Below are 21,852 nucleotides of genomic sequence, written 5' to 3'. Positions count from 1 at the left end.
GCCGCACATCGCCAGAGGTGCAGCGGCCGCGGATCTCTACTGAGACTCCGATGATTCAGTGACATTGCTTTGACTTCTGAGTTGAGCAAGCTCCTCCGCCAGTCTGTGCTCGACCAACCGCCGCTCGTTTTCCGTCAAATGCGTTGCGAGCAATCGGCGATACCGCCGCACATTGGCCGCACTGCTCCACCGAGACTTCGCCGAGATAGCGATGCGGGGCTGGCGATTTCTCGCTGCTTGCTGCGCTTGTGCGGTGAATCTTACCGCAGCGGCGCCGCCCCTTTTCTCCTCTTCGTCGAGCTGCCGCAACGCTGCGAGGATATCCTCAAGATGCATGGGAGCAGCAAGCCCCGGGATCTTGCGAAGGGCTGGGCAGGAATCGACGGTGTACAGGTCCGAAGCCCAGGAGGAGAGAATGACCCGTTTCTCAGGAGGCGACAGCACCTCATCATTCAGGACATCGGCTGGCGAACTATAGTGAGATACAGGATGAAATGAGGCATCTACACTGCCCGTCAAACGATCAGGCCTGCTCATGTCTTGCTCTCCTCTTGCTCCTTTCTGCAGGTTGGTGGCGGACGGCGACGCGGGCGCCGCCGTCCTGGGCACGTCAGTTGCTGGTGTTGATGGCGATCCGTTTGACGCCCTGGCTGGCTTGCTCGGTTTTCGGCAGGCTCACCGTGAGGACGCCATTGCGGAAGTTGGCTTCGGCCTTGTCTTCCTGGACGCCATCGAGCGGGATACGACGCTCAAACGAGCCATAGTAGCGTTCGCTGTAGCGCCCGCCATTGTCGTGTTCGGCCTTTTTCTCGCCGCGGATCGAGAGGACGCCGTTTGCGATTTCGACCTGGACGTCCTTTTCGCTCAGTCCCGGAAGCTCGGCGGAAATCGTCACGGCCTTGTCGGTTTCGCTGAGCTCGATGCGCGGCCAGCCAAACTGGCCTTCGATCAGCGGGGACCCGGGCCGGCCGACGCTGCCGAAGCTGCCAAACCCGCGGAAGACGTCGTCGAAAAGTCGATTCATCTCACGGTGAAACGTCAGAAACGGATCGTAAGCCTCGCCCGTCGTGAGCTGCTGGTTCTTGTTCCACGGAATTAGATCGCGCATTGTCATGTTGGACTCCTCCCTCAAATACGCCGGGTGGCGCGGATGCCGCACCATGCGCACCAATGTCGTTGGACACGGACGGCGTCAGGCCGCCTGTTTGTGGGTGATCTGCTCGGTGCCGCCGATCGGAATGCGGCGGGGCTTCATCGTCTCGGGCAGCTCGCGGACGAGCTCGATCCGCAGCAGTCCGTTGTCGAACGCTGCCGTCTTCACCTGCACATAATCGGCAAGATTGAACTGCCGCTTGAAACCCTTGGCCGGGATGCCGCGATAGAGGTAATCGCGTTTCGCCTCGTTGGCCTTGCGGCCCTCGACGGTCAGCACGTTCTGCTCGGCCGTGATCGCGATCTCGTCCGGGCTGAAACCGGCGAGCGCAAGCGTGATCTGATAGTGATCTTCGCCCAGCCGTTCGATGTTGTAGGGTGGATAGTGTTCCTCGACGGTCCGTTGCGTCTCGTCGAGCAGATCGAAGATGCGATCGAATCCGACGGTCGACCGCCACAGGGGAGTGAAATCGAAGTTCCTCATAGCCAAGTCCTCCTAAGAGCAAGATGGATACGAAGAAGCGCAGGACACCGGTCCGGCGCCCAGTTCAGTCCGCCGGACCCGATCTGGCATCCGGCGCCGCAGCCTTGCGGCAAAACAGAACTACGAAAAACAACTATGGTTTCAAGGGCGCTCCCGAAATTTTTGCTGCTCCCCAGCTTGGGCGGCCAGATGCTCCAGCTCAGCCTCGGCCTCGCTGGCGAGACGAATCAACCGGCGGCGCTCCTCAGCGGATAGGCCGCTTCCCTTCAGCAAGCTATGGCAATGCGCGATCACCCGCCGGTCGCTCTCGATCAGGAACGCGCGCACGGCGTCGGGCAGGTGTGAATCGGAGCGCTCGGAAATCTGCTGACGGTGTGCCAATTCGAACATGGTTGCCCTCAGTAGCAGCAGGCGCGACCCATGCAGCGCGGATCGCGCCACGTGCGGACTCAGCTCAGTCTCGGCAAGCTGCGCTCATGTTCGGATGGAAGTTGAAAGGAGCCTGGCTGAATATTGTCCGGCAACAGCAGGATATCGGTCTTGAAAAGCGGGGACCGCGGTTTCCAGCTCATCCAGCGGACCGACTCCAGATAGGAAATGGCTGGCAGCGGCAGAAGGTGGCCCGCGCTGTCGAGCACCAACCTTGGCGTACTATCCATCCCCCAGGCGCTAACGGGCACGAGCGCCATCGCCATGGCAAAAGCGGCTGCGACGGTTCTGCGGACGCCGCGTCCTGATGTCTTGGGCCAAGCCGAGCTGGATGCGTAGTTTCGGGTCATCTCATCCTCCTGTCGTTGGAAAACTGATCCATGCGATCGTGAGAAGGCTGAGGGCGAACATGAGCCAATGCATTGCCGTCGCCCCAACCTTGCGCGATCGATCCTGAATGCGAGTGCTCATCTGAGGCTCCCTGGCGCTTGTGAGCTTCCTTTCTCGTCGCGGTTGGCGGAGAGCCCGGCCGTTTCCGGCCGGGCGCGTGCTTGATTAGAAATCCGTCGGCGGCGTTGCCGCGGCCGGTTCGGACTTCTTGGGCTTATCGGCGACCAGTGCTTCCGTGGTGATCAGCAGAGCCGCGACGGAGGCCGCGTCCTGTAAGGCGGTGCGAACGACCTTGGCGGGATCGATCACGCCGGCCTTCACCATGTCCTGGTACTCGCCAGTGGCCGCGTTGAATCCCCAATTGTAGTCGGAGTTCTCGAGCAGCTTGCCGACGACGAGCGAGCCGTCCTCGCCGGCGTTCTGGACGATCTGCCGCGCCGGCACCTGGATGGCGCGGCGCACGATATCGACGCCGGCCTTCTGGTCGGCATTGGCGGTCTTTAAGCCATCGAGCGCTTTCAGCGCACGCAGCAGCGCCACGCCGCCGCCCGGCAGAATGCCTTCCTCGACCGCAGCGCGAGTCGCATGCATGGCATCGTCGACCCGGTCCTTCTTCTCCTTGACCTCGACTTCGGTCGCACCACCAACACGGATTACGGCGACGCCGCCGGCGAGCTTGGCCAGCCGCTCCTGCAGCTTCTCGCGATCGTAATCGGAGGTGGTCTCCTCGATCTGCGACTTGATCTGGGTGACACGAGCCTCGATGTCCTTCTTGGGCCCGGCGCCGTCGACCACGGTCGTATTCTCCTTGTCGATCACGACCTTCTTGGCGCGCCCGAGCATCTTCAGCGTGACATTCTCGAGCTTGATGCCGAGATCTTCCGAAATCACGGTGCCGCCGGTGAGGATTGCAATATCCTCCAGCATGGCCTTGCGGCGATCGCCGAAGCCTGGCGCCTTCACCGCCGCGACCTTGAGGCCGCCGCGCAGTCGATTGACCACGAGCGCGGCAAGCGCTTCGCCCTCGACATCCTCGGCCACGATCAGCAGCGTCTTGCCAGACTGCACCACCGCTTCGAGCAGCGGCAGCATGGTCTGTAGACCGGACAGCTTCTTCTCATGGATCAGAATGTAGGGATCCTCGAGTTCGACCCGCATCTTTTCGGTGTTGGTGACGAAGTAGGGCGAGACAAAGCCGCGGTCGAACTGCATGCCCTCGACCACCTCCAGCTCGGTGTGGAGGCTCTTGGCTTCCTCGACGGTGATGACGCCCTCATTGCCGACCTTCTGCATCGCATCGGCAAGGAAGCGGCCGATCTCCGTATCGCCATTGGCCGAAATGGTGCCGATCTGGGCAATCTCCTCGTTGGAGGTGACCTTCTTGGCGTGGGACTTGAGGTCATTGACAATGGCGTCGACCGCAAGATCGATGCCGCGCTTGAGGTCCATCGGGTTCATGCCAGCGGCAACGGATTTCGCGCCTTCCTTGACGATGGCCTGGGCCAGCACGGTCGCAGTCGTCGTCCCGTCGCCGGCGAGGTCGTTGGTCTTGGAGGCGACTTCGCGCACCATCTGTGCGCCCATGTTCTCGAACTTGTCTTCCAGTTCGATTTCCTTGGCGACGGTGACGCCGTCCTTGGTTATGCGCGGTGCGCCGAAGGATTTCTCGATCACGACGTTGCGTCCCTTGGGACCGAGGGTGACCTTCACGGCGTTGGCCAGCGTGTCCACGCCCCGCAGCATCCGCTCGCGGGCTTCCGTGGAGAATTTCACGTCCTTGGCAGCCATTTGCCTGCTCCTTTCTCCTAATGACTGTCAGCTCTTGCAATTTGCTCAGGCGGCCTTCTTGAGCGAGCCGGTCTTGTCGACCACGCCCAGAAGATCGCTCTCCTTCATGATCAGGTAGTCCTGGCCGTCGATCTTCACCTCTGTGCCGGACCACTTGCCGAACAGCACGCGGTCTCCCGGCTTGACGTCGATCGGGGTCAACTGGCCCTGCTCATTCCTCGCGCCAGGCCCCGCGGCGACGATCTCGCCCTCCTGCGGCTTTTCCTTCGCGGTGTCGGGAATGATGATGCCGCCGGCGGTCTTCTCTTCGGCATCGATGCGGCGCACGAGCACGCGGTCGTGCAATGGACGGAAATGCATGCACATCCTCCTTGTCAGGTCAGCGATGTCATAAAGCCGGGTCCGGGACCGGCCCCGGGCGGAAAACGACCTAGGAAGCGGAAAAAAGTCCGTCAAGGGTCCCTAAATAAATTTTTGTCACTCCGGGCGACCGAGTGCCAGGCTGCCTCTTGAACGGCCATTTTCGCTCAACCAGCTAACCGACGCGGCGGCCGCTGGAGGCCGAAAGACAGATTCTGGGGGAGATTTCATGCGAGTTTTGCGTTTGCTCGGATGGCTGGGCGTCATCTCCGGGTTGTGGTGGGCGCTGTCGGCAGCGCCGGCCACCGCCCAGATTCCGGACCTCAATACAGGCCGCGTGCCGACGCTTGCGCCGCTCGTGCGGGAAGTGACGCCGGCGGTCGTCAACATTTCGGTACAGGGGCGGGTGCGCGAGGACAATCCGCTTTACCAGGATCCGCTGTTCCGCGAGTTCTTCAACGTCCCGAAGCAACTGGAGAAGGAAGTCAGCGCGACCGGTTCGGGCGTGATCGTCGACGCCCAGCGCGGTTATGTGCTGACGGCGAACCATGTCGTCGCCAATGCCACCGCAGTGCAGATCAGGACCAAGGACGGCCGCAAGTTCGCCGGTCGGGTTGTGGGCCGCTATCCGCCCACTGATATCGCACTGCTGCAGATCAGGGAGCCTGCCGGGCTCAAGGCTATTGCACTCGGCGACAGCGACGCGCTTCAGGTCGGTGACTTCGTGATCGCGGTCGGCAATCCGTTCGGCCTCGGCCAGACCGTCACCTCGGGCCTCGTCAGCGCGCTCGGGCGCACCGGGCTCGGCAAGCACGGCTATGAGGATTTCATCCAGACCGATGCGGCAATCAATCCCGGCAATTCTGGAGGCGGGTTGATCAACTTGCGAGGTCAGCTGGTCGGCATCAATACGGCGATTATCTCGCCGGGCGGCGGCAATGTTGGCATTGGCTTTGCGGTGCCGATCAACATGGCGCGCGAGGTAATGAACCAGCTTGCGGCGACCGGACGAGTCGAGCGCGGGCGCATCGGCATTGCGCTGGAGGACATGGAAGCGCCGGCCACGGGCGCGACGCAGGGCGCCCGCATCAAGGAAGTCAGTCCCGGCTCTCCGGCGGAGCGCGCGGGGCTGCGCCGCGGCGACATCATCCTCAAGGCCAACGACATTCCCGTCCCCGTCCGCAGCGCGACGCAGATGCGCAACCTGATCGGGCTGACGCCGGTCGGCCGGCAGGTGCGGCTGACGATCGAGCGCGACCGCATGACCGAAAGTGCCACGGTGGAGGTTGTTCCGCTGAGCGATCAAAGGGCGCGGGTGCGAGGGCCCGGGTGAGCGATGTCCGCTTGTGGCCATAGCTGAAGACTGCATTAGGGATTGTTACGTCGGCTCGCCGCGGTAGACCGGACTTCGCTGAACGCGGCATCGTAATGCCGCTTGTGTCCCGGACCGGACACGTCGAGCAGCGTAAAGGCCGAACGCAGCATCCTCGGCCGGTTGCCGGAGTTGGGCAATTGGCCGTCACCGGATTCTGACATTGTTAATGGGCGCAGGCTCTCGTTTTTTGAGACGATTGGGTCAACGTTGCCGGATCAACCCAACATCTGGTCCCGGTGACGACCATGAACGGCCCTCATTATCCGATGATCCATCGCGAGAACGCCGCCGCACTTGACCGCGTCATTCGACAGGCCAAGCGAACTGTCTCAGCCCCCATCAGGGTTCTCCAGACTTGCCCCCGCCCCGACACTTTCCTCGGGCGACAGCACCACGAATTCATCCCGCTGCCTGATCAGGTGATGGTAGAGTCAGGACATCACTGGCAGTGAGCGATACGGGCGCTGGTGGCTGAGAGACGGTTGCGCTCCCGCCTGCACAGGACGGGAGCGAGCTATGTCAGACCTTCTTCAATCAGAAGTTCGCGCGATGCAGCTTCGTCACTTGGAGGAAGCCGAGCGGCACGTTGCCGAGGCAGAACGACACATTGCTGAGCAAGAGCAACGGATTGTAAACCTCGCCCGCCTCGGCCACGATCTAGCGGAAGCTAAGATACTTCTGGAGAACTTTAATGCATGTCAGGTGCTGCACATCCAGCACCGTGATCGAATTCGCACAGAGCTAGAGCGGTAGGTCACCCGAATCGGCTGCCTCCGAGGTCGCCTTGTGGCCTATAGTCGAAACCCGGATGGAAGATCGCCGCGTCAGCTCACGGGGAGAGGCCGGACACCGCTCAGCGTGGCATTCAATGACCCATCGTGACCGGAAGCTGACATTTGCATTGGCAAGGGCCCCTTGACCGACGTTGAAGCATGTCCGGCTCGGGTCCGGGATTTGCAACAACCGAAATCCAGACTAGCAGCAACGATCGATAAAAGCGTTGAACAATAGCCGCTGCGGAACGTTCGAGGGTTTTGCGAGCCCAGGCGGCATGGTCAGTTCGTCATGCGGCCGTTGCGTTTCCGCCGGATTGCTGCCCTTCTTGCTCCAGCCAATCGCAAAACGCCGCTGTCTGTGAGCCACTTTCGGTGCCCGTGGGCAAGTAGGCGAAGTAGCTCCTCGCCGGAAGGCTGACATCGGGAAACGGCGCGATCAGGCGGCCGGCCGCGACGTCGTCGCCGATCAGGGCGGTCGGTCCCATCGCCACGCCCAAACCATCGATCGCCGCCTGAATGGTCAGAAAGAAATGATCGAGTGTCAGCGTCGCCGCCGGGGTGACGCGAGGCTGTCCGGCTTGCACCAGCCAATCGTGCCATAGCCGCGGCATCGACGTGACGTTCAGCAACGTGTGCTGCGCGAGATCGGAAACGTCCTCCAGCGGCAGCTTCGCTACGAGTGCGGGGCTGCAGACCGGCAATCGGCGCTCCGAAAGAAACAGCCGGGACGTAAAGCCATGAAACGAATCCGGGCCGCCGCGGATGACCACGTCGAACGTCTCGGCAAGCGCGTCGATCGGGTCGTTTGACGTGGTGAGGCGGACCTCGATGTCGGGTCGCTCGTCGCGAAAACGGCTCAACCGGGGAAGAAGCCAGCGCATGCTGAACGTCGCCAGCGCGTTGACGCGCAGCACGGCGGCTGGCACTTCGCCGCGTGTCGCGTGATGGCGCCGGACAGCGGACGAAATGCGATCGAGCGCCGGGCCGATCTCCTCGAGCAGCGCTGTGCCGGCTGGAGTGAGCGTGACCCGCCGCGTTGATCGCCAGAACAGCGCGGGCGCTCCCAGCCGATCCTCAAGGAGGCGCACCTGCTGACTGATTGCGCCATGTGTCACGCCCAATTCGATCGCCGCTTCCTTGAAGCTGCCAAGACGAGCTGCCGACTCGAAAGCGCGGACGGCGTTGAGCGGTGGCAAAGTCCTGCGCTGGACGGGAATACTCATTGGATAGAAATCCTAACTCATAGCTCGATTATTACTGATTTGTGACGGTTGCTTCAATAGTTCAGAGTGGAATCATCGCGAGCAACAGCGCGCCGGCGGGCCCGAAACAGATCGCAATGTAGATTTTCTATCATCGCAAGAGCTCTCCTTAACCCCCCGGAAGCGGAGGAATCGACATGAACGACGCAGCGATGGCGGCTGCCAGCCGTCCGCGCGAAACCGCATCAAGTTCATCGGCCCCGGCGAAATCGCGCAGCCTGCTGGCCGCGTCCCTCACCCACGCGCTTCATGACGGCTATACCGACGGTCTCTATGCCTTCCTGCCGGTCTGGCAGGCGCAGTTCGGCCTGTCCTATGCGGCGCTCGCCGTCGTGCGCGCACTGTATTTCGGGACGATGGGGGGCATGCAGATCCCGGCCGACCGCGTTCTTCGCGGCTTGTCGCCGCGCGCGGCGCTAGTCCTGTCCACCGTCGCTGCGGCGGGGGGCTTGCTGATCATGGCGCTGCCGTTCGGCTTCGCGGGTCTTTGCGTCGGCCTCGTCGTAGCCGGCATCGGATCGAGCATCCAGCACCCACGTGGTTCGATGCTCGTCACCGACAGTTATGGCACGGCGGCGCGACGTCCGCTCGGCATCTACAACTTTTCGGGCGATCTCGGAAAAGCCGCGTTGCCGGCGCTCATCGCGGTGCTGCTGCCGACCTTCGCCTGGCAATCGGTGCTGGGCTTGATGGCGATGCTTGGAGCCGTCCTGGTGGTCGCGCTGGTGTCGCTGGCACCGGCGGCCTCCGTGACGAGGAATGTTACGGGAGAGGCGACGTCCGGCCGCGGCCGCCGCGGCTTTGGCATCCTCACGACGATCGGCGCGCTCGATACGGCGACCCGCATGGGATATCTGCTGTTTCTGCCCTTCCTCATCCATGGACAGGGCGGGGGCTTGCCGGCCGTTGGAGTCGCGCTTGCCCTGCTGTTCATCGGTGGCGCCTTCGGCAAGGCGACATTCGGCTGGCTCGGCGAGCGGCTGGGCGTTGTCGGTAGCGTCATGGTGAGCGAGGCCGTAACAGCCTTGCTCATCGTGGCGACGCTATTCACGCCACTGGCGTCAACGCTCATCCTGCTGCCGTTGCTCGGCATCGTGCTGAACGGCACCTCGTCGGTGCTCTATGGCACCGTGCCGGAGCTTTCCGACGGCGATACGGGGCGGGCTTTCGCGGTCTTCTATACGAGCGTCATCGGCGCAGGAGGTCTCGCGCCGATCCTCTACGGCGCGATTGCCGATCACAGCAGTCGGATGATCGGCGTGCTGGCCTCGGCGGCGACTGCCGCCCTGGTCGTCCCACTCGTGCTGGCCCTGCGGCCCCACCTGCGCAGCTCCGCCGCAGGACCGCGCGAGAAGTTCGTTTGATGCCGATCCCGGACGGGCGGCGGAACGACCAATGTCGCCGCGCCGTGCCTATCGGCCGGTCACAGTCCTGGATCATCATCCCATCACTACATGGAGGTTCGCTCAATGGATACCACCTCGCAGGCGCCGCTCATTCTGATAACGGGTGGAAGTCGTGGCGTCGGCGCGGCAACTGCGCGGCTTGCTGCCGCGCAGGGCTACGACGTCGCGATCAGCTTCGTCTCCAACGAAGCTGCCGCCCTTGCAGTGGCGGCTGATGTGGAAGCCGCGGGGCGGCGGGCGTTGCCCGTGCGCGCGGATAGTGCGGATCCGGAGCAGGTGGCGCAGCTCTTCGCGGCGATCGACCGGGAGTTCGGCCGGATCGATGTCCTGGTGAACAACGCTGCTGTCCTTGCGCGGCAGTCCCGGCTTGAGGACCTTGGTTTCGAGCGGATGCAGCGGATCTTCGCCGTCAACGCGATTGGTCCCATTCTCTGCGCCCAGCAGGCCGCCAGGCGGATGTCCTATCGGTACAACGGGCGGGGCGGCTCCGTGATCAACGTCTCGTCCGCGTCGGCCCGGCTCGGCAGTCCGGGCGAATATGTCGACTACGCCGCATCGAAGGGTGCGCTGGAGACATTCACGACCGGTTTCGCCAAAGAGGTCGCGCGCGACGGAATTCGCGTCAACTGCATTCGCCCCGGACACATCTACACCGAAATGCATGCGAGCGGCGGAGAGCCGGGGCGGGTAGATCGCGTTAAGGACTCGATCCCGATGGGACGAGGCGGGCAGCCTGAAGAGGTGGCGCGCGCGATCCTGTGGTTAGCCGGCGCCGAGGCCTCGTTCATCACTGGCACGTTCCTCGATGTCACTGGCGGCAAGTGAGCAACAGGATTTGGCGCCGGGATCTTTCCTCGACACACCATCAAGTCGCAAAACCATGCGACTTGGAAGTCGCGCCTTTCGAGACGACTTGCTCGCGCATGCAGCAGACATGAACAATGAATTGCCGCCCTGGGGAAGATCCATGTCAGCTTCTGGCCCATCGCGATATCCTGCGTTGCCCCACGAACTTGGTCGCTATCGGGACAAAGCGGACGTAGAGGGCTTTGTCTTTCAACGGGGATTGACTGACCGTCTCTCCGCCACTTCGAGTTTCGCTCTATCCCTTCCGTCCGACCGATCAGCCCCTCTAGCCGTTGCCTCAACTAATAATTTGAGATGGTTGCAGGTCCCCGCAACCAAAGTTGATAGCAAGCCCCAGCGATCTTACCCGATCGCTGGGGATTTCTTTTGATGACCTGAATGGCGCCAACGGCCGGGCTGGCAGGTTCAAGGGCGCTCCGGCTAGCGTTCGTGGCTCCACGGGAACAGCGACGCCGGGAAATCTGCTGCGTAGCGATGACCTATCGGCGTGCGAGGCTCCTCCTGGGGGGGATTCGGGTCGGGCTCGACCACCTTCCGATAAAGATGCCAGGTGGCATGACCGAGCACCGGCAGCACGACAGCGAGGCCGACGAAGAACGGCAGCGAACCGATCACCAGCAGCGCCGCCACGATCAGCCCCCATGCGGCCATCACAAATGGGTTCTCTTTCACGGCCCGCAGCGACGTCCGGATGGCGTCTATCGCGGTGGCATGTCTGTCCAGCATCAACGGAAACGATACGACGCTGACGCACAGGGACACGACGGCGAACAGGAAGCCGACGCCGCAGCCAATGATGATGAGCGACCAGCCTTCCGGCGTCGTCAGCACGCGCGTTGCGAAATCAGGGATGCTCGCGGCCGCGGCATGGCCGAACGTGGCAACGTAGATAGCGTCCGCGGTGGCGATCCAGACCCCGAACAAAACGAGCAGGAGCACGCCGAGGCCGAGAATGGCGCCGAAGGACGGTGCGCTCAGCACGTGCATCGCATGCCATGCCGCGGGTTCCTCGCCGCGTTCGCGGCGGCGGCTGAGTTCGTAGAGGCCGAGCGCGGCAAAAGGGCCGATCAACGCAAAACCGGCCGCCAGTGGAAACAGCAGCGGCAGCACCGAATAGCCAAGGACCAGCCTGAACAGCACAAGACCGAGAACAGGATAAATTCCGCACAGGACGACAGCGTGAGTTGGTATCGCTTGGAAGTCTTCCCAGCCCAGGCGCAGCGCGTCGCGCAAGTCCGAAAGGCTGATCCTGCGAACGGCATAGGCGGTGGAGACGCCGAAGAATTGCAGGTGAGGTCTTGCAAAATACTGAGTGGCCATGGCTCCGGTCTCCTTGCTCGTGATCGCAAGGGGGAACGGCGCGGCCTTCAACTCGCGCACATTCGCCTCATGCGCGGAAATCGCGATCGAGCCCGGCGAGCCAGATTCAGCGAGAAGGAGCTTTGCCGGGCGACACCTGTCGCAATGGTGTAGGAGCTTAAAGAGATGAGAGCAAGATGGCGCTCACGGTTGGGTGAATTGTGCGGTTGCACAATCTCTCTTGTTGCGTCGCATTATCAGGCGACGGTTGCCGTCCGACAATTGACGGTTTGCGCGACGCCGCTGACGCGGGGCGCGGCATACTCCACTATTGACGCCCGGCTCGACGCGTACCATCCTTCATCCAACGCCCCCAGCTCCGATGAGACTTGCGGTCGTGGCGTGCAATCCGCGTCGCGACCAGTGGAATGGGCGAGGCAAGAGGCACGACGACAGCGGATGTAAAGTCCGCCATCGCGACAGACGTGAGCTCCGCCCTCCGGTTCGTATCCGCAGCCTTTTAGCGGCAAGGATGCATGAGGGATGGCTGTAGCAATTATTCTGCTTTTGGTCGCAATCGCCTCCGTGGTGTTCCACCTCTTCAGCCCGTGGTGGTGGACGCCGCTTGCCTCGAATTGGGGCTACATCGACGACACCATCACCCTGACATTCTGGATCACCGGCGCGGTCTTCGTCGCGGTCGTCGCGTTCATGGCCTACTGCGTCTTCCGCTTCCGCCACAAGGAGGGAAGGCGGGCGGACTACAATCCTGAAAACAAGCGGCTCGAATGGTGGCTCAGCGTCGGGACAGCAATCGGCGTCGCGGCGATGTTGGCACCGGGACTGGTCGTCTGGCACCAGTTCGTGACCGTCCCGGCCGGTGCGACCGAAGTCGAGGTCATGGGACAGCAGTGGCAATGGAGCTACCGGCTTCCTGGAAAAGACGGCCGGCTGGGGACCACCGACGCCCGCCTTATCAGTGCCGACAATCCCATGGGCTTGAATCCCGACGATCCGAACGGAAAAGACGACATCGTTGTTCAAAACGACGATCTGCACCTGGCGATCGGCAAGCCTGTGAAGGTGCTGCTCCGCTCAATTGACGTCCTGCATGATTTCTATGTGCCCGAGTTCCGGGCCAAGATGGACATGATACCAGGCTCGGTGACCTATTACTGGTTCATGCCCACGCGCACCGGAACGTTCGAGGTCCTCTGTGCAGAGCTCTGCGGCGCCGCGCACGCGCAAATGCGCAGCAAGGTCGTCGTCGAGGAAGAGAAAGAATATCACGCGTGGCTGGAGAAACAGCGGACATTCGCTGAGCTGTCGGGCCAGCGCAACGTCGCGAAGGCGGCGTACAAGACAGGCAGCGAATGAGCATACCGCCGAGGAGGCGCCATCCATCGTAAGGCGAACTCCTCGCTGAACGGAAGGCCAAGGAGGGAATTCCGATGGTCGATGTCCCGTATGACACAATCGCAGGCGTTCCGCCCGCTGAGGTTACTGAGGTCGAACTCTATCATCCGAAGAGCTGGTGGACGAGGTACGTTTTTTCGCAGGATGCCAAGGTCATCGCCGTCCAGTATTCGATCACGGCGATGGCGATCGGAATGGTCGCGCTCGTGCTGTCGTGGCTGATGCGACTGCAACTGGGATTTCCCGGCACGTTCTCCTTCATCGATGCCAACCAATATCTCCAGTTCATCACCATGCACGGCATGATCATGGTGATCTACCTGCTCACCGCGTTGTTCCTTGGGGGCTTCGGCAACTACCTCATCCCGCTCATGGTCGGTGCCCGGGACATGGTTTTCCCCTATGTGAACATGCTGAGCTATTGGGTCTATCTGCTCGCGGTTCTGGTGCTGGTCTCGACCTTCTTCGTGCCTGGCGGGCCCACGGGCGCCGGCTGGACGCTCTATCCACCGCAGGCGATTCTCTCCGGCACTCCCGGGCAGGACTGGGGCATCATTCTCATGCTGGCCTCCCTGATCCTGTTCATTATCGGCTTCACCATGGGCGGCCTCAACTATGTGGTGACGGTGCTGCAAGCGCGCACGCGCGGCATGACGTTGATGCGGATGCCCTTGACGGTGTGGGGCATATTCACCGCCACCGTCATGGCGCTGCTGGCCTTCCCGGCGCTGTTCGTCGCCTCGGTGATGCTGCTGCTTGACCGGCTCCTCGGCACCAGCTTCTTCATGCCGACCCTCGTCGAGATGGGCGAGCTGACGAAATATGGCGGCGGCAGCCCAATCCTGTTCCAGCACCTGTTCTGGTTCTTCGGCCATCCCGAAGTCTATATCGTCGCCTTGCCGGCCTTCGGCATTATTTCCGATCTGATCAGCACCCACGCGCGGAAGAACATCTTCGGCTATCGCATGATGGTGTGGGCTATCGTGGCAATCGGCGCTCTCAGCTTCGTCGTATGGGCGCACCACATGTATGTGAGCGGCATGAATCCGTATTTCGGGTTCTTCTTCGCCACCACGACGCTCATCATCGCCATCCCGACCGCGATCAAGGTTTACAACTGGGTGCTGACCCTCTGGCGCGGCGATATTCATCTCACCATCCCGATGCTGTTCGCGCTGGCGTTCATCATCACGTTCGTAAATGGCGGGCTGACCGGCCTGTTTCTCGGCAACGTGGTCGTGGACGTTCCGCTGTCGGACACGATGTTTGTTGTCGCCCACTTCCACATGGTGATGGGCATTGCACCGATCATGGCCGTGTTCGGCGGGATCTATCATTGGTATCCGAAAGTCACGGGACGAATGCTCAATGAGGCGCTCGGACGATTCCACTTCTGGGTCACGTTCCTCGGGGCTTACGCGGTTTTCTTCCCGATGCACTACCTCGGCCTCTTGGGCGTGCCGCGCCGCTATCACGATATCGGCGAAACCGCCTTCATCCCGGCCTCTGCCCATGACCTCAATGCGTTCATGAGCGTGGCGGCCCTGATTGTCGGCTTTGCCCAGCTTGTCTTCATATTCAATCTGATCTGGAGCCTGTTCAAAGGGAAAGAGGCGGGCGGCAATCCCTGGGGAGCCGCGTCGCTGGAATGGCAGACACCAGAGACCCCGCCGGGGCACGGCAACTGGGGCAAGGAGCTCCCGATCGTCTATCGCTGGGCCTACGACTACAGCGTACCTGGCGCCGCCAGGGACTTCGTGCCGCAAAATGAACCGCCAGCCAAACTATCGCCGCAGGGGGCCCATCCGTGAGCGCCATTATCCTGTTCATGGCTGGAATAGCGGCAATTGCGGGATGGTGGCTCTCGCAGCAACGGCTGACAGCAAAACCCTGGCTGGAGGAAGGAGTGATCTTCGATCTTCGCGAGGAGAGCGGATCGTCGTCGCAGGCGGCGAAGATCGGATTGGGGGTGTTTCTCGCGGTCGTCGGCTCGCTGTTCGCGCTGTTCATCAGCGCTTACTCCATGCGCATGAACATGGTGGACTGGCGGACGCTGCCGGTGCCGGCGCTGCTGTGGTTCAACACGGGCGTGCTGGTGTTGAGCAGCGTCGCGCTGCAATGGGCGTACATGGCCGCGCGCCGCGGCGACATGGACAGTGTCAGCGTCGGCCTCTGCACTGGCGGAGCATGCGCCGTTACATTCCTGGTTGGGCAGCTTCTGGCGTGGCGACAGTTGAATGCCGCCGGGTATTTCGTCGCGTCCAACCCAGCGAATTCTTTTTTCTATCTGATCACCGCGGTGCATGGGCTGCATCTGATGGGCGGTCTCGTGGCGCTCGGCAGAACGATCGCCAAAGTGTGGCGTGGCGCTGAGGTCGCAAAGGTGCGCGCGAGCGTGGAGCTCTGCGCTATCTATTGGCATTTCTTGCTGCTGGTCTGGCTGGTCTTGCTCGGTCTGCTGACGGGCTGGACAGATAATTTCGTCGACATCTGTCGCCAGTTGCTCAGTTAGGGAGGGCAGGGATCGATGGCAGAGACTGCGCTGACAAACATCGGAGCATCGCCCGCGCGGCTGGCGGGGTGGCGAGGGATCGTTGCCGATTGGTCCTCCGATCAGCGCGCATTCAAGAACGTCTCCTGGGGGAAGGCCATGATGTGGATCTTCCTCCTGAGCGACACCTTCATCTTCAGTTGCTTCCTGCTGTCGTACATGACGGCGCGAATGTCCACGACAGTGCCGTGGCCCAACCCCAGCGAAGTCTTTGCCCTCAATATCGGCGGTCAGCACATCCCGCTCATCCTGATCGCGATCATGACCTTCATCCTGATCAGCAGCAGCGGCACGATGGCGATGGCGGTCAATTTCGGCTACCGCCGCGATCGCGTCAGAACCGCAGCCTTGATGCTGGTCACCGCTGCATTCGGCGCCACGTTCGTCGGAATGCAAGCCTTCGAGTGGACCAAGCTGATCATGGAGGGCGTCCGGCCCTGGAGCAACCCGTGGGGCGCGGCGCAGTTCGGCGCCAGCTTCTTCATGATCACCGGCTTCCACGGCACCCACGTGACCATCGGTGTGATTTTCCTGATCGCCATCGCACGAAAGGTCTTGCGGGGAGACTTCGATGTCGAAAGGCGCGGCTTTTTCACAAGCCGCAAAGGGTACTACGAGATCGTCGAAATCACCGGCCTGTACTGGCACTTCGTCGATCTTGTGTGGGTGTTCATCTTTGCCCTTTTCTATCTTTGGTGAGGTTGGCGCATGACAGAAGCCGCGATACATGTGGAAGGCCAACAACCTTCGCTGCACGTTCACGCCCATGAGGCCCATGCGCCGGGAGCCGCCCAAGCAAAGGGCCAGCAGCACCCGATCAAGCTCTATCTCGTGGTCTGGGGATGGCTGTTCGTCCTTAGCACCTGCTCCTTTCTCGTCGACTATTTCGGCCTCCACGGCCATCTCAGATGGTCGCTGATCCTGCTGTTCATGGTTTTGAAGGCCGGTCTGATCGTCGCCGTCTTCATGCACATGGCCTGGGAACGGTTGGCCTTGGTCTATGCCATCCTGCTACCGCCGGGGCTGGTGCTGGTATTCGTGGCGATCATGGTGTTCGAGTCCGACTACACGCATCTGCTCCGGGTCATATTTTTCACGCCAATGGCGTAGCTCCCATCGCTTCGCAGCGAAGGAGAACGGCAATGGCCAAGGACAGCGTAGCGGCACACGAGTGGAGATTTCGGGATGCAGTTTACCGTCGGGTTTAAGCTAAGGGGGAAAACAGACCATGTCGTCCTGGATGGAGAAGACGCGCTCGTCGCCGCGCTGAAGGTGAAAGCAGAGCTCCCGGAAGCCGTCATCATGTACGTGCGCCCACAAAACCGGCGTGGCGACACACGTCATCCGTCACGTGCGCTCGCCGAAGATGTTCTTCGATGAGAGCCCGGGGGATCCGTACCTCACGCCGCATCCTCGACGACAGGGCGGAACGCGTTGAGTAGATCGCCGTCGAGCTTGTTTCCCATATCCTGCATTATCCTGAAGGCGTTCATTGGCGGCAGCGATTGGCGGTAAGGTCGATCTTCGACCAGTGCGGAAAAAATATCGGCAATTGTGATAACGCGTACGAGATCTGCAATCTGCCCGGTGCGAAGCCGGTCCGGATAACCCGATCCATCGAGCAACTCGTGGTGATGAAGCACGCAATCGAGGATCTCAGCCGGAAAGCCGCCGTGTTGCGTGAGCAGGTCATATCCGTACCGGGGATGTTGTCTTATCTGCTCCATCTCATGGTCGGTCAATTTTCCCGGCTTGTCGAGAATATCAATTGGAATGAACGATTTTCCGACGTCGTGCAGCAGCGCGGCGTGCGCGATGCGTTGTTGGTCTTTGGGACGCATCTTCAGCTTCTGTGCGAACGCAACGGCGAAACCGGTCACGAGCAGGCTGTGCCTGTAGGTGCCGCCATGATGCCTCCGCACCGTTTCCATCCAGGGACCAATTCCCCAGACGTCGAGCGCCTCCAGGATCAGCGGGGTGTTGGCTTCGAGAGTTTCGAATGGAAATGAGCTCTCGTTGTGCGGCGCCTCGATTGTCTGCGCCAGCGCGCGATGAGCAGCGAAAACGCCCCGCAATACGATTTTGTTGCGCGATGATGCTTCTGACTTGGCGCGCGCGTCATGCATTGGAGCAAATATCCGCAGCACTTCATCGGCATCGAATGGATGATGGATGTAGTTGCGTACGCCGAATGTCCTTGCGCGACGTATGCTTTCGGCAAGCGCGAGTTCTCCAATGCTCTTGTCGATAACGAGGAGGCTGGGCAGCGAACGTGCCAGGATTGCTTGACGAGTGGGACGAAGCGCTCGGATCACCTGCGTTGACGAAAGATCAACGTCAAGAACGACGCAAGAAGCGAAATCATCGATGACAAGAGGGTCAATCGCCGGCGGCAGCAAATGAACGTCGCAGGTTTGACTGAGTATGGATGCCAGCGGTCTTGTCCGTTCCGGCGTCTCGGTTATGAGGGCGATATGAAGTTGTCGGACTGTCGTGGCGGCCTCGATCATGCGATTCACTTTCCTGGTCTCGCCTGTTCGTAAATTATCGCGGCTGTCTTTTGGTGCGCTGGTACCTGCGCGAGCGACGGGGAGGCAACGGAGCTTGCAATGTTGCGAACATCCACCTCATTCCTCCTGCTGCCGCCATCGTTCGTTTGATGGCTTGTCGGCTTGAGATGAACAGAGAGAGTCGCGTCCCTGTCCAAGCTGCATCCGCGCGCTTGTGATCGTGATGTTGCCAACATTTCCCGGGATGTCGGCGGACATAAGCAGGAGCGCTGTTCACGTCATCTGCCACGTATCTCATGCGTATGCAGCGTTGCTGAATGAGGTGTTACCGACGCGCGGGCGATTCGCCTTTTGGCCATATCTCGCGCGAATTGGATAGCCACCGTTAAAATTGACGCCTCGTGGCACCGCGTTGCTTAACCGGAGAATTTCGATTAATCGCGAAACAATTACGGTATGGCCTGCTCGGAATTATGAGTTCGTTTTTGCGTGTTGCGTCCCAAGACAAGCGTGGGGTTGGTTTCGATAAGTACCTTGACTGTCTCTCGATATTCCTGCCGGACGTTTCGGCGGAGCCGGAGAAGGCCGGGCGACAATTTTCGTGGCGAGCCAACTTCGCTGCGGTCAACGGCCTGACCTGCTGGCGAGTGCAGGGTAGCCACGGCTACGAAATAACACTCAACGAGTCAGCGGAGACCTTGCATGTCTCGCAGCCTGTCATTGGCGCTGTTGCTGCAATTGGCAGGTACGGTGCCTGCCGAGCGCTTCCAGGATCTCTGTTTACACATCTGACAGACGCGCCAAGCCGAATCTCGACCAAGGGAGCTCATGCAACGAGAGGGCTCCGGTTCGAACGCCCGGAATTGATGCGGGCGCTTTCCACATTCGATGAAAAGCTCTCTGTTCAAGATCTTACGCCTCTGATGCTCCATCATCTGACGGAGACGACGACGCAATCACTTTATCACTCCGCGCAAGCGGTCGTGTCCGCCGTTCTTGATGAGGATCTTCAGGGGCGCTCCCCCATCGCAATGGCGCTGCTGAGCGAATCCTTGCTCCTGCTGGTGCTTGAGAGACTGACATCAGGCAAATTGCGGGAGCCATCTGAATCAACCATGCGCCACCTTCGGCGGGCGGTCGATTACATGCATTCCAACATTCATCGGCCCTTTACCATGAGCGACGCCGCAGCCGCAGCGGGTATCAGCGTACGGACGTTGCAGACCGCTTTCCAAGCGCACTACGGTGCAACGCCGGTTGCCTACTTGCGTCGCATCAGGCTGGAAGCCGCACATCTGGAGCTTACATCTTCGGACAACATCCTGCCTGTCTCCGAAGTCGCCCTGAAATGGGGCTTCACGCATATGGGGCGCTTTGCTGAGATATATCGCAAGACCTACGGTCTTCTTCCATCCCAGCTTGCCGGACTGCGAAGGCGGAACGGCTGATCTATGCCGGCCGTGATCTCCGCCCGCATCGCGCCGGCGGCTCCGCCGTTTCGATTTCAGCGCAAGAACCGGAGTTCGGCTTCCTTTGGTCAAGCGTAAGCCTCGTTTAGATCACCACCCGACGTCGGTGATCGTCACGAGACACAAGGAGCCATTCCAATGAGCAAGGAAGAGGATAACAAGGCCGTTGTCGGCCGCTGGTTCACGGAGTTCTGGGGCAAGGACGTCAATCTTGCTGTTATCGACGAGATCGCCGCGCCCGACATGCTGCTCAAATATTCGCTGCATGAGCCTCGCCGCGGCCGCGCCGATATCAAGGCGTTCATGACCGATTTCCGTGCTGCATTCCCCGATCTCAATTTCTGGGGCACTGCGGACCTGATCGCCGAAGGCGATTACGTCGTCGGCCAATGGGAAGGTGGCGGCACCCATAAGGGGCCGGCCTTCAACGATTTCCTGGTCGGCGGCCTGCCGGCCGCAACGGGCCGCAAGATGCATTTCACCGGCACCACGGTGCTGAAGGTGATCGACGGCAAGATCGTCGAGGAAATCGGTCTCGACGACGGCGTGACCGCGCTCACCCAGCTCGGACTGCTCAAGGCTGCCTAGGCCGCCCACGCCCGGCCATCAAATAAGGTCCGCACGCACGTGCGGGCCTTATTGCTTCAGGCCATCCCCGGAACTCGTCAAGCCTGTGTTCCCCCTGATCCCGTTGCCGGCATGAGCAATCGAATTCGAAAGCAAGGATCGGAGTGCGTCGGCGGGGAATTGGCGGCATCATCGATCCAACACCATATGAGAAAGAAGATGACTGCGACGCCCGCCAGGACCCCGAAGTCAACGCCCACGTCGGTGGGGGATGATCCGCGATGGGCACGCATTGTCGCGCGTGACAAGACGGCCGACGGCCATCTCTGGTACTCGGTCGCAACGACAGGCGTCTATTGCCGGCCGTCCTGCCCTTCGCGCGTTCCCAACCCGAGGAACGTGCAGCTCCACGACAGTCTGGAAAGCGCCAGGGCGACAGGTTTCCGGCCTTGCCAGCGTTGCAATCCGGAAGGCCTTTCGACCGAAGCCGAGAACGCGGCCCTGGTGGCGAAGGTGTGCCGGATCATCGAGGAAAGCGAGGAAGAACCTTCGCTGGAGCAATTGGCCGCGGCGATCGGCCGGAGTCCGAGCTATTTCCATCGCGTGTTCAAGGCCACGACCGGGCTGACGCCGAAGGAATACGCCGCCGGCCATCGTGCCGGGAAGGTTCGCCGGGGATTGGCCTCGGGCAACTCCGTCACCGAGGCGATCTACGACGCTGGCTTCAATTCGAGCGGGCGCTTCTACGAGAAGTCGACGGACATGCTCGGCATGACGCCGTCGCAGTATCGCGCCGGGGGCACCAACGAGGAGATCAAGTTCGCTGTCGGGCAGACATCTCTCGGCGCGATCCTCGTTGCCTCGAGCACGAAGGGCGTGGCTGCGATCCTCCTGGGCGACGATCCGGACGAACTCGTCCGCAATCTCCAGGATCGTTTTCCGAAAGCGCATCTCATTGGCGGTGATCACGACTATGAAGCGCTGGTTGCCCGGGTCGTCGGCTTTGTCGAAGCGCCGGCGATCGGCTTGAACCTTCCCGTCGACGTCCGCGGCACCGCCTTCCAGCAGCGGGTGTGGCGGGCTCTGCAGGAGATCCCAGTCGGCGAAGCGGTGTCCTATGCCGAAATCGCACAGCGTATCGGCTCCCCCAAGGCGGTGCGCGCGGTGGCCGGCGCTTGCGCGGCGAACAAGCTTGCCATCGCCATTCCCTGCCATCGCGTCGTTCGGAAAGATGGCTCGCTCTCCGGCTACGCCTGGGGCATCGAACGCAAGCGCGCGCTGCTCGATCGGGAATGCACGCACGGTACAAGAACATCGCGAGTTTGAAAGCAATATTCGGAGTGCCCTGGTCGCATTCCCGTGCATTTTTACTCGGTCATTCAGGTGATCGATGCATGCCTGTTGAAGTCGCTGGTGATCGCCGGCACCGATCGACTGGCAAGGAACGCTTCAGACGATGTTTCCTCGGAGTGCATTGGACGCAAGAATAAAGCGCAAGAATCGCCGCCGCACCAGGACAATGCCCGATGCGACCGCAGGTCTCGTTCACGCCGATCCGGCAAAAGGGCGCGTGATGGCCTATTTCCGCCGGCTCGTCGCCGACGGCCATGCAGAGTGGCAGATGCTCGAGAACGGAGATATCCGGCTCCGCTTTCGCACCGGCGAGACCTATCTTCTCGCGAAGACGACAATCATCCGCATCGCGTGAGCTGACGGAGCATTTTCGATCATAAGCGCAGATACTGATAAGG

Annotated in this window: 24 protein-coding genes; 14 read left to right on the top strand and 10 right to left on the bottom strand. The window is 61.3% G+C overall.

The genetic code is table 11. The features are described 5' to 3' along the window. Positions 1 to 36: 36 nt before the first annotated feature. From ACZIRK_RS21595 to groES, 7 genes are all read right to left on the bottom strand, one after another. Positions 37 to 537: a hypothetical protein gene (locus ACZIRK_RS21595; protein WP_130225426.1), complete on the bottom strand. Its 501-nt coding sequence runs from the start codon at positions 535 to 537 to the stop codon at positions 37 to 39. A gap of 73 nt (positions 538 to 610) precedes the next feature. Continuing rightward, positions 611 to 1,114 carry an Hsp20/alpha crystallin family protein gene (locus tag ACZIRK_RS21590; protein ID WP_165435177.1) on the bottom strand — a complete coding sequence of 168 codons (504 nt, stop codon included), beginning with the start codon at positions 1,112 to 1,114 and terminating at the stop codon, positions 611 to 613. Positions 1,115 to 1,192: 78 nt separating this feature from the next. Further along, a complete protein-coding gene (locus ACZIRK_RS21585) occupies positions 1,193 to 1,636 on the bottom strand; it encodes an Hsp20 family protein (RefSeq protein ID WP_130225425.1) in 444 nt (147 codons plus the stop codon). Between the two features lie 141 nt (positions 1,637 to 1,777). Then, entirely contained in the window at positions 1,778 to 2,026 is a 249-nt protein-coding gene (locus tag ACZIRK_RS21580) for a hypothetical protein (protein WP_130225424.1), read from the bottom strand. A gap of 59 nt (positions 2,027 to 2,085) precedes the next feature. Then, positions 2,086 to 2,415 (bottom strand): hypothetical protein, encoded by a 330-nt coding sequence (locus ACZIRK_RS21575; RefSeq protein ID WP_130225423.1) that lies wholly within the window; start codon positions 2,413 to 2,415, stop codon positions 2,086 to 2,088. 205 nt (positions 2,416 to 2,620) lie between these two features. After that, positions 2,621 to 4,243 (bottom strand): chaperonin GroEL, encoded by a 1,623-nt coding sequence (groL, locus tag ACZIRK_RS21570; RefSeq protein ID WP_130225422.1) that lies wholly within the window; start codon positions 4,241 to 4,243, stop codon positions 2,621 to 2,623. Between the two features lie 45 nt (positions 4,244 to 4,288). After that, complete coding sequence (gene groES / locus ACZIRK_RS21565; protein WP_165435176.1) at positions 4,289 to 4,603, bottom strand: co-chaperone GroES; 315 nt, start codon at positions 4,601 to 4,603, stop codon at positions 4,289 to 4,291. 229 nt (positions 4,604 to 4,832) lie between these two features. Here groES and ACZIRK_RS21560 point away from each other — a divergent pair, with 229 nt between their 5' ends. Both ACZIRK_RS21560 and ACZIRK_RS21555 read left to right on the top strand, forming a co-directional pair. Next, positions 4,833 to 5,936, top strand: coding sequence for a trypsin-like peptidase domain-containing protein (locus ACZIRK_RS21560; RefSeq protein ID WP_130225420.1), 1,104 nt, complete (start codon positions 4,833 to 4,835; stop codon positions 5,934 to 5,936). Between the two features lie 558 nt (positions 5,937 to 6,494). After that, on the top strand, positions 6,495 to 6,731 hold the full coding sequence (locus ACZIRK_RS21555) for a hypothetical protein (RefSeq protein ID WP_245287231.1): 237 nt from the start codon (positions 6,495 to 6,497) through the stop codon (positions 6,729 to 6,731). Positions 6,732 to 7,041: 310 nt separating this feature from the next. On the opposite strand, the gene ACZIRK_RS21550 is transcribed toward ACZIRK_RS21555, so the two are convergent. Then, positions 7,042 to 7,977, bottom strand: coding sequence for a LysR substrate-binding domain-containing protein (locus tag ACZIRK_RS21550; protein ID WP_130225419.1), 936 nt, complete (start codon positions 7,975 to 7,977; stop codon positions 7,042 to 7,044). Between the two features lie 176 nt (positions 7,978 to 8,153). On the opposite strand from ACZIRK_RS21550, the gene ACZIRK_RS21545 reads away from it, so the two are divergent. Together ACZIRK_RS21545 and ACZIRK_RS21540 are read left to right on the top strand one after the other, a co-directional pair. Beyond that, entirely contained in the window at positions 8,154 to 9,380 is a 1,227-nt protein-coding gene (locus ACZIRK_RS21545) for an MFS transporter (protein ID WP_130225418.1), read from the top strand. A 105-nt stretch (positions 9,381 to 9,485) separates the two neighbouring features. After that, a complete protein-coding gene (locus tag ACZIRK_RS21540) occupies positions 9,486 to 10,247 on the top strand; it encodes an SDR family oxidoreductase (protein WP_130225417.1) in 762 nt (253 codons plus the stop codon). Positions 10,248 to 10,709: 462 nt separating this feature from the next. Here ACZIRK_RS21540 and ACZIRK_RS21535 read toward each other — a convergent pair whose 3' ends face one another. Beyond that, positions 10,710 to 11,609 carry a DUF2189 domain-containing protein gene (locus ACZIRK_RS21535; RefSeq protein ID WP_028163040.1) on the bottom strand — a complete coding sequence of 300 codons (900 nt, stop codon included), beginning with the start codon at positions 11,607 to 11,609 and terminating at the stop codon, positions 10,710 to 10,712. Between the two features lie 522 nt (positions 11,610 to 12,131). Here ACZIRK_RS21535 and ACZIRK_RS21530 point away from each other — a divergent pair. The 6 genes from ACZIRK_RS21530 to ACZIRK_RS21505 all read left to right on the top strand — a co-directional run bounded on the left by ACZIRK_RS21530 (position 12,132) and on the right by ACZIRK_RS21505 (position 16,935). Further along, positions 12,132 to 12,965 (top strand): cytochrome c oxidase subunit II, encoded by an 834-nt coding sequence (locus tag ACZIRK_RS21530; RefSeq protein ID WP_028163039.1) that lies wholly within the window; start codon positions 12,132 to 12,134, stop codon positions 12,963 to 12,965. 74 nt (positions 12,966 to 13,039) lie between these two features. Then, entirely contained in the window at positions 13,040 to 14,815 is a 1,776-nt protein-coding gene (gene ctaD, locus ACZIRK_RS21525) for a cytochrome c oxidase subunit I (protein ID WP_130225416.1), read from the top strand. Next, a complete protein-coding gene (locus tag ACZIRK_RS21520) occupies positions 14,812 to 15,516 on the top strand; it encodes a cytochrome c oxidase subunit 3 (RefSeq protein ID WP_463328073.1) in 705 nt (234 codons plus the stop codon). The genes ctaD and ACZIRK_RS21520 overlap by 4 nt, the downstream gene beginning before the upstream one ends. 15 nt (positions 15,517 to 15,531) lie before the next feature. After that, on the top strand, positions 15,532 to 16,254 hold the full coding sequence (locus tag ACZIRK_RS21515; protein WP_130225414.1) for a heme-copper oxidase subunit III family protein: 723 nt from the start codon (positions 15,532 to 15,534) through the stop codon (positions 16,252 to 16,254). Between the two features lie 9 nt (positions 16,255 to 16,263). After that, the gene (locus tag ACZIRK_RS21510) at positions 16,264 to 16,665 is read left to right on the top strand and encodes a cytochrome C oxidase subunit IV family protein (protein ID WP_165435175.1); all 402 of its coding nucleotides are present in this window, start codon (positions 16,264 to 16,266) and stop codon (positions 16,663 to 16,665) included. A gap of 75 nt (positions 16,666 to 16,740) precedes the next feature. Further along, a complete protein-coding gene (locus ACZIRK_RS21505; RefSeq protein WP_130225413.1) occupies positions 16,741 to 16,935 on the top strand; it encodes a hypothetical protein in 195 nt (64 codons plus the stop codon). A 20-nt stretch (positions 16,936 to 16,955) separates the two neighbouring features. On the opposite strand, the gene ACZIRK_RS21500 is transcribed toward ACZIRK_RS21505, so the two are convergent. Continuing rightward, positions 16,956 to 18,065, bottom strand: a complete 1,110-nt coding sequence (locus ACZIRK_RS21500; RefSeq protein ID WP_130225412.1) for an HD-GYP domain-containing protein — start codon at positions 18,063 to 18,065, stop codon at positions 16,956 to 16,958. Between the two features lie 473 nt (positions 18,066 to 18,538). Here ACZIRK_RS21500 and ACZIRK_RS21495 point away from each other — a divergent pair, with 473 nt between their 5' ends. The 4 genes from ACZIRK_RS21495 to ACZIRK_RS21480 all read left to right on the top strand — a co-directional run bounded on the left by ACZIRK_RS21495 (position 18,539) and on the right by ACZIRK_RS21480 (position 21,809). Next, positions 18,539 to 19,513, top strand: coding sequence for a helix-turn-helix domain-containing protein (locus tag ACZIRK_RS21495; RefSeq protein WP_245474672.1), 975 nt, complete (start codon positions 18,539 to 18,541; stop codon positions 19,511 to 19,513). A 159-nt stretch (positions 19,514 to 19,672) separates the two neighbouring features. After that, positions 19,673 to 20,122, top strand: a complete 450-nt coding sequence (locus ACZIRK_RS21490) for an ester cyclase (RefSeq protein WP_028163034.1) — start codon at positions 19,673 to 19,675, stop codon at positions 20,120 to 20,122. A 198-nt stretch (positions 20,123 to 20,320) separates the two neighbouring features. Continuing rightward, the gene (ada, locus tag ACZIRK_RS21485) at positions 20,321 to 21,427 is read left to right on the top strand and encodes a bifunctional DNA-binding transcriptional regulator/O6-methylguanine-DNA methyltransferase Ada (protein WP_165435174.1); all 1,107 of its coding nucleotides are present in this window, start codon (positions 20,321 to 20,323) and stop codon (positions 21,425 to 21,427) included. A gap of 193 nt (positions 21,428 to 21,620) precedes the next feature. Further along, the gene (locus tag ACZIRK_RS21480; protein WP_130225410.1) at positions 21,621 to 21,809 is read left to right on the top strand and encodes a hypothetical protein; all 189 of its coding nucleotides are present in this window, start codon (positions 21,621 to 21,623) and stop codon (positions 21,807 to 21,809) included. Positions 21,810 to 21,852 lie beyond the last annotated feature (43 nt).

It is taken from the genome of Bradyrhizobium sp. Leo114 (assembly GCF_055229415.2).
The sequence above is the reverse complement of the archived record's forward strand: the minus strand, read 5'-3'. Positions and strand labels throughout refer to the sequence as shown.

Coding starts and splice junctions, on each gene's coding strand:
- ACZIRK_RS21595 (WP_130225426.1), bottom strand. CDS start 537: ATGAGCAGGCCTGATCGTTTGACGGGCAGTGTAGATGCCTCATTTCAT.
- ACZIRK_RS21590 (WP_165435177.1), bottom strand. CDS start 1,114: ATGACAATGCGCGATCTAATTCCGTGGAACAAGAACCAGCAGCTCACG.
- ACZIRK_RS21585 (WP_130225425.1), bottom strand. CDS start 1,636: ATGAGGAACTTCGATTTCACTCCCCTGTGGCGGTCGACCGTCGGATTC.
- ACZIRK_RS21580 (WP_130225424.1), bottom strand. CDS start 2,026: ATGTTCGAATTGGCACACCGTCAGCAGATTTCCGAGCGCTCCGATTCA.
- ACZIRK_RS21575 (WP_130225423.1), bottom strand. CDS start 2,415: ATGACCCGAAACTACGCATCCAGCTCGGCTTGGCCCAAGACATCAGGA.
- groL (WP_130225422.1), bottom strand. CDS start 4,243: ATGGCTGCCAAGGACGTGAAATTCTCCACGGAAGCCCGCGAGCGGATG.
- groES (WP_165435176.1), bottom strand. CDS start 4,603: ATGCATTTCCGTCCATTGCACGACCGCGTGCTCGTGCGCCGCATCGAT.
- ACZIRK_RS21560 (WP_130225420.1), top strand. CDS start 4,833: ATGCGAGTTTTGCGTTTGCTCGGATGGCTGGGCGTCATCTCCGGGTTG.
- ACZIRK_RS21555 (WP_245287231.1), top strand. CDS start 6,495: ATGTCAGACCTTCTTCAATCAGAAGTTCGCGCGATGCAGCTTCGTCAC.
- ACZIRK_RS21550 (WP_130225419.1), bottom strand. CDS start 7,977: ATGAGTATTCCCGTCCAGCGCAGGACTTTGCCACCGCTCAACGCCGTC.
- ACZIRK_RS21545 (WP_130225418.1), top strand. CDS start 8,154: ATGAACGACGCAGCGATGGCGGCTGCCAGCCGTCCGCGCGAAACCGCA.
- ACZIRK_RS21540 (WP_130225417.1), top strand. CDS start 9,486: ATGGATACCACCTCGCAGGCGCCGCTCATTCTGATAACGGGTGGAAGT.
- ACZIRK_RS21535 (WP_028163040.1), bottom strand. CDS start 11,609: ATGGCCACTCAGTATTTTGCAAGACCTCACCTGCAATTCTTCGGCGTC.
- ACZIRK_RS21530 (WP_028163039.1), top strand. CDS start 12,132: ATGGCTGTAGCAATTATTCTGCTTTTGGTCGCAATCGCCTCCGTGGTG.
- ctaD (WP_130225416.1), top strand. CDS start 13,040: ATGGTCGATGTCCCGTATGACACAATCGCAGGCGTTCCGCCCGCTGAG.
- ACZIRK_RS21515 (WP_130225414.1), top strand. CDS start 15,532: ATGGCAGAGACTGCGCTGACAAACATCGGAGCATCGCCCGCGCGGCTG.
- ACZIRK_RS21510 (WP_165435175.1), top strand. CDS start 16,264: ATGACAGAAGCCGCGATACATGTGGAAGGCCAACAACCTTCGCTGCAC.
- ACZIRK_RS21505 (WP_130225413.1), top strand. CDS start 16,741: ATGCAGTTTACCGTCGGGTTTAAGCTAAGGGGGAAAACAGACCATGTC.
- ACZIRK_RS21500 (WP_130225412.1), bottom strand. CDS start 18,065: ATGATCGAGGCCGCCACGACAGTCCGACAACTTCATATCGCCCTCATA.
- ACZIRK_RS21495 (WP_245474672.1), top strand. CDS start 18,539: ATGAGTTCGTTTTTGCGTGTTGCGTCCCAAGACAAGCGTGGGGTTGGT.
- ACZIRK_RS21490 (WP_028163034.1), top strand. CDS start 19,673: ATGAGCAAGGAAGAGGATAACAAGGCCGTTGTCGGCCGCTGGTTCACG.
- ada (WP_165435174.1), top strand. CDS start 20,321: ATGACTGCGACGCCCGCCAGGACCCCGAAGTCAACGCCCACGTCGGTG.
- ACZIRK_RS21480 (WP_130225410.1), top strand. CDS start 21,621: ATGCCCGATGCGACCGCAGGTCTCGTTCACGCCGATCCGGCAAAAGGG.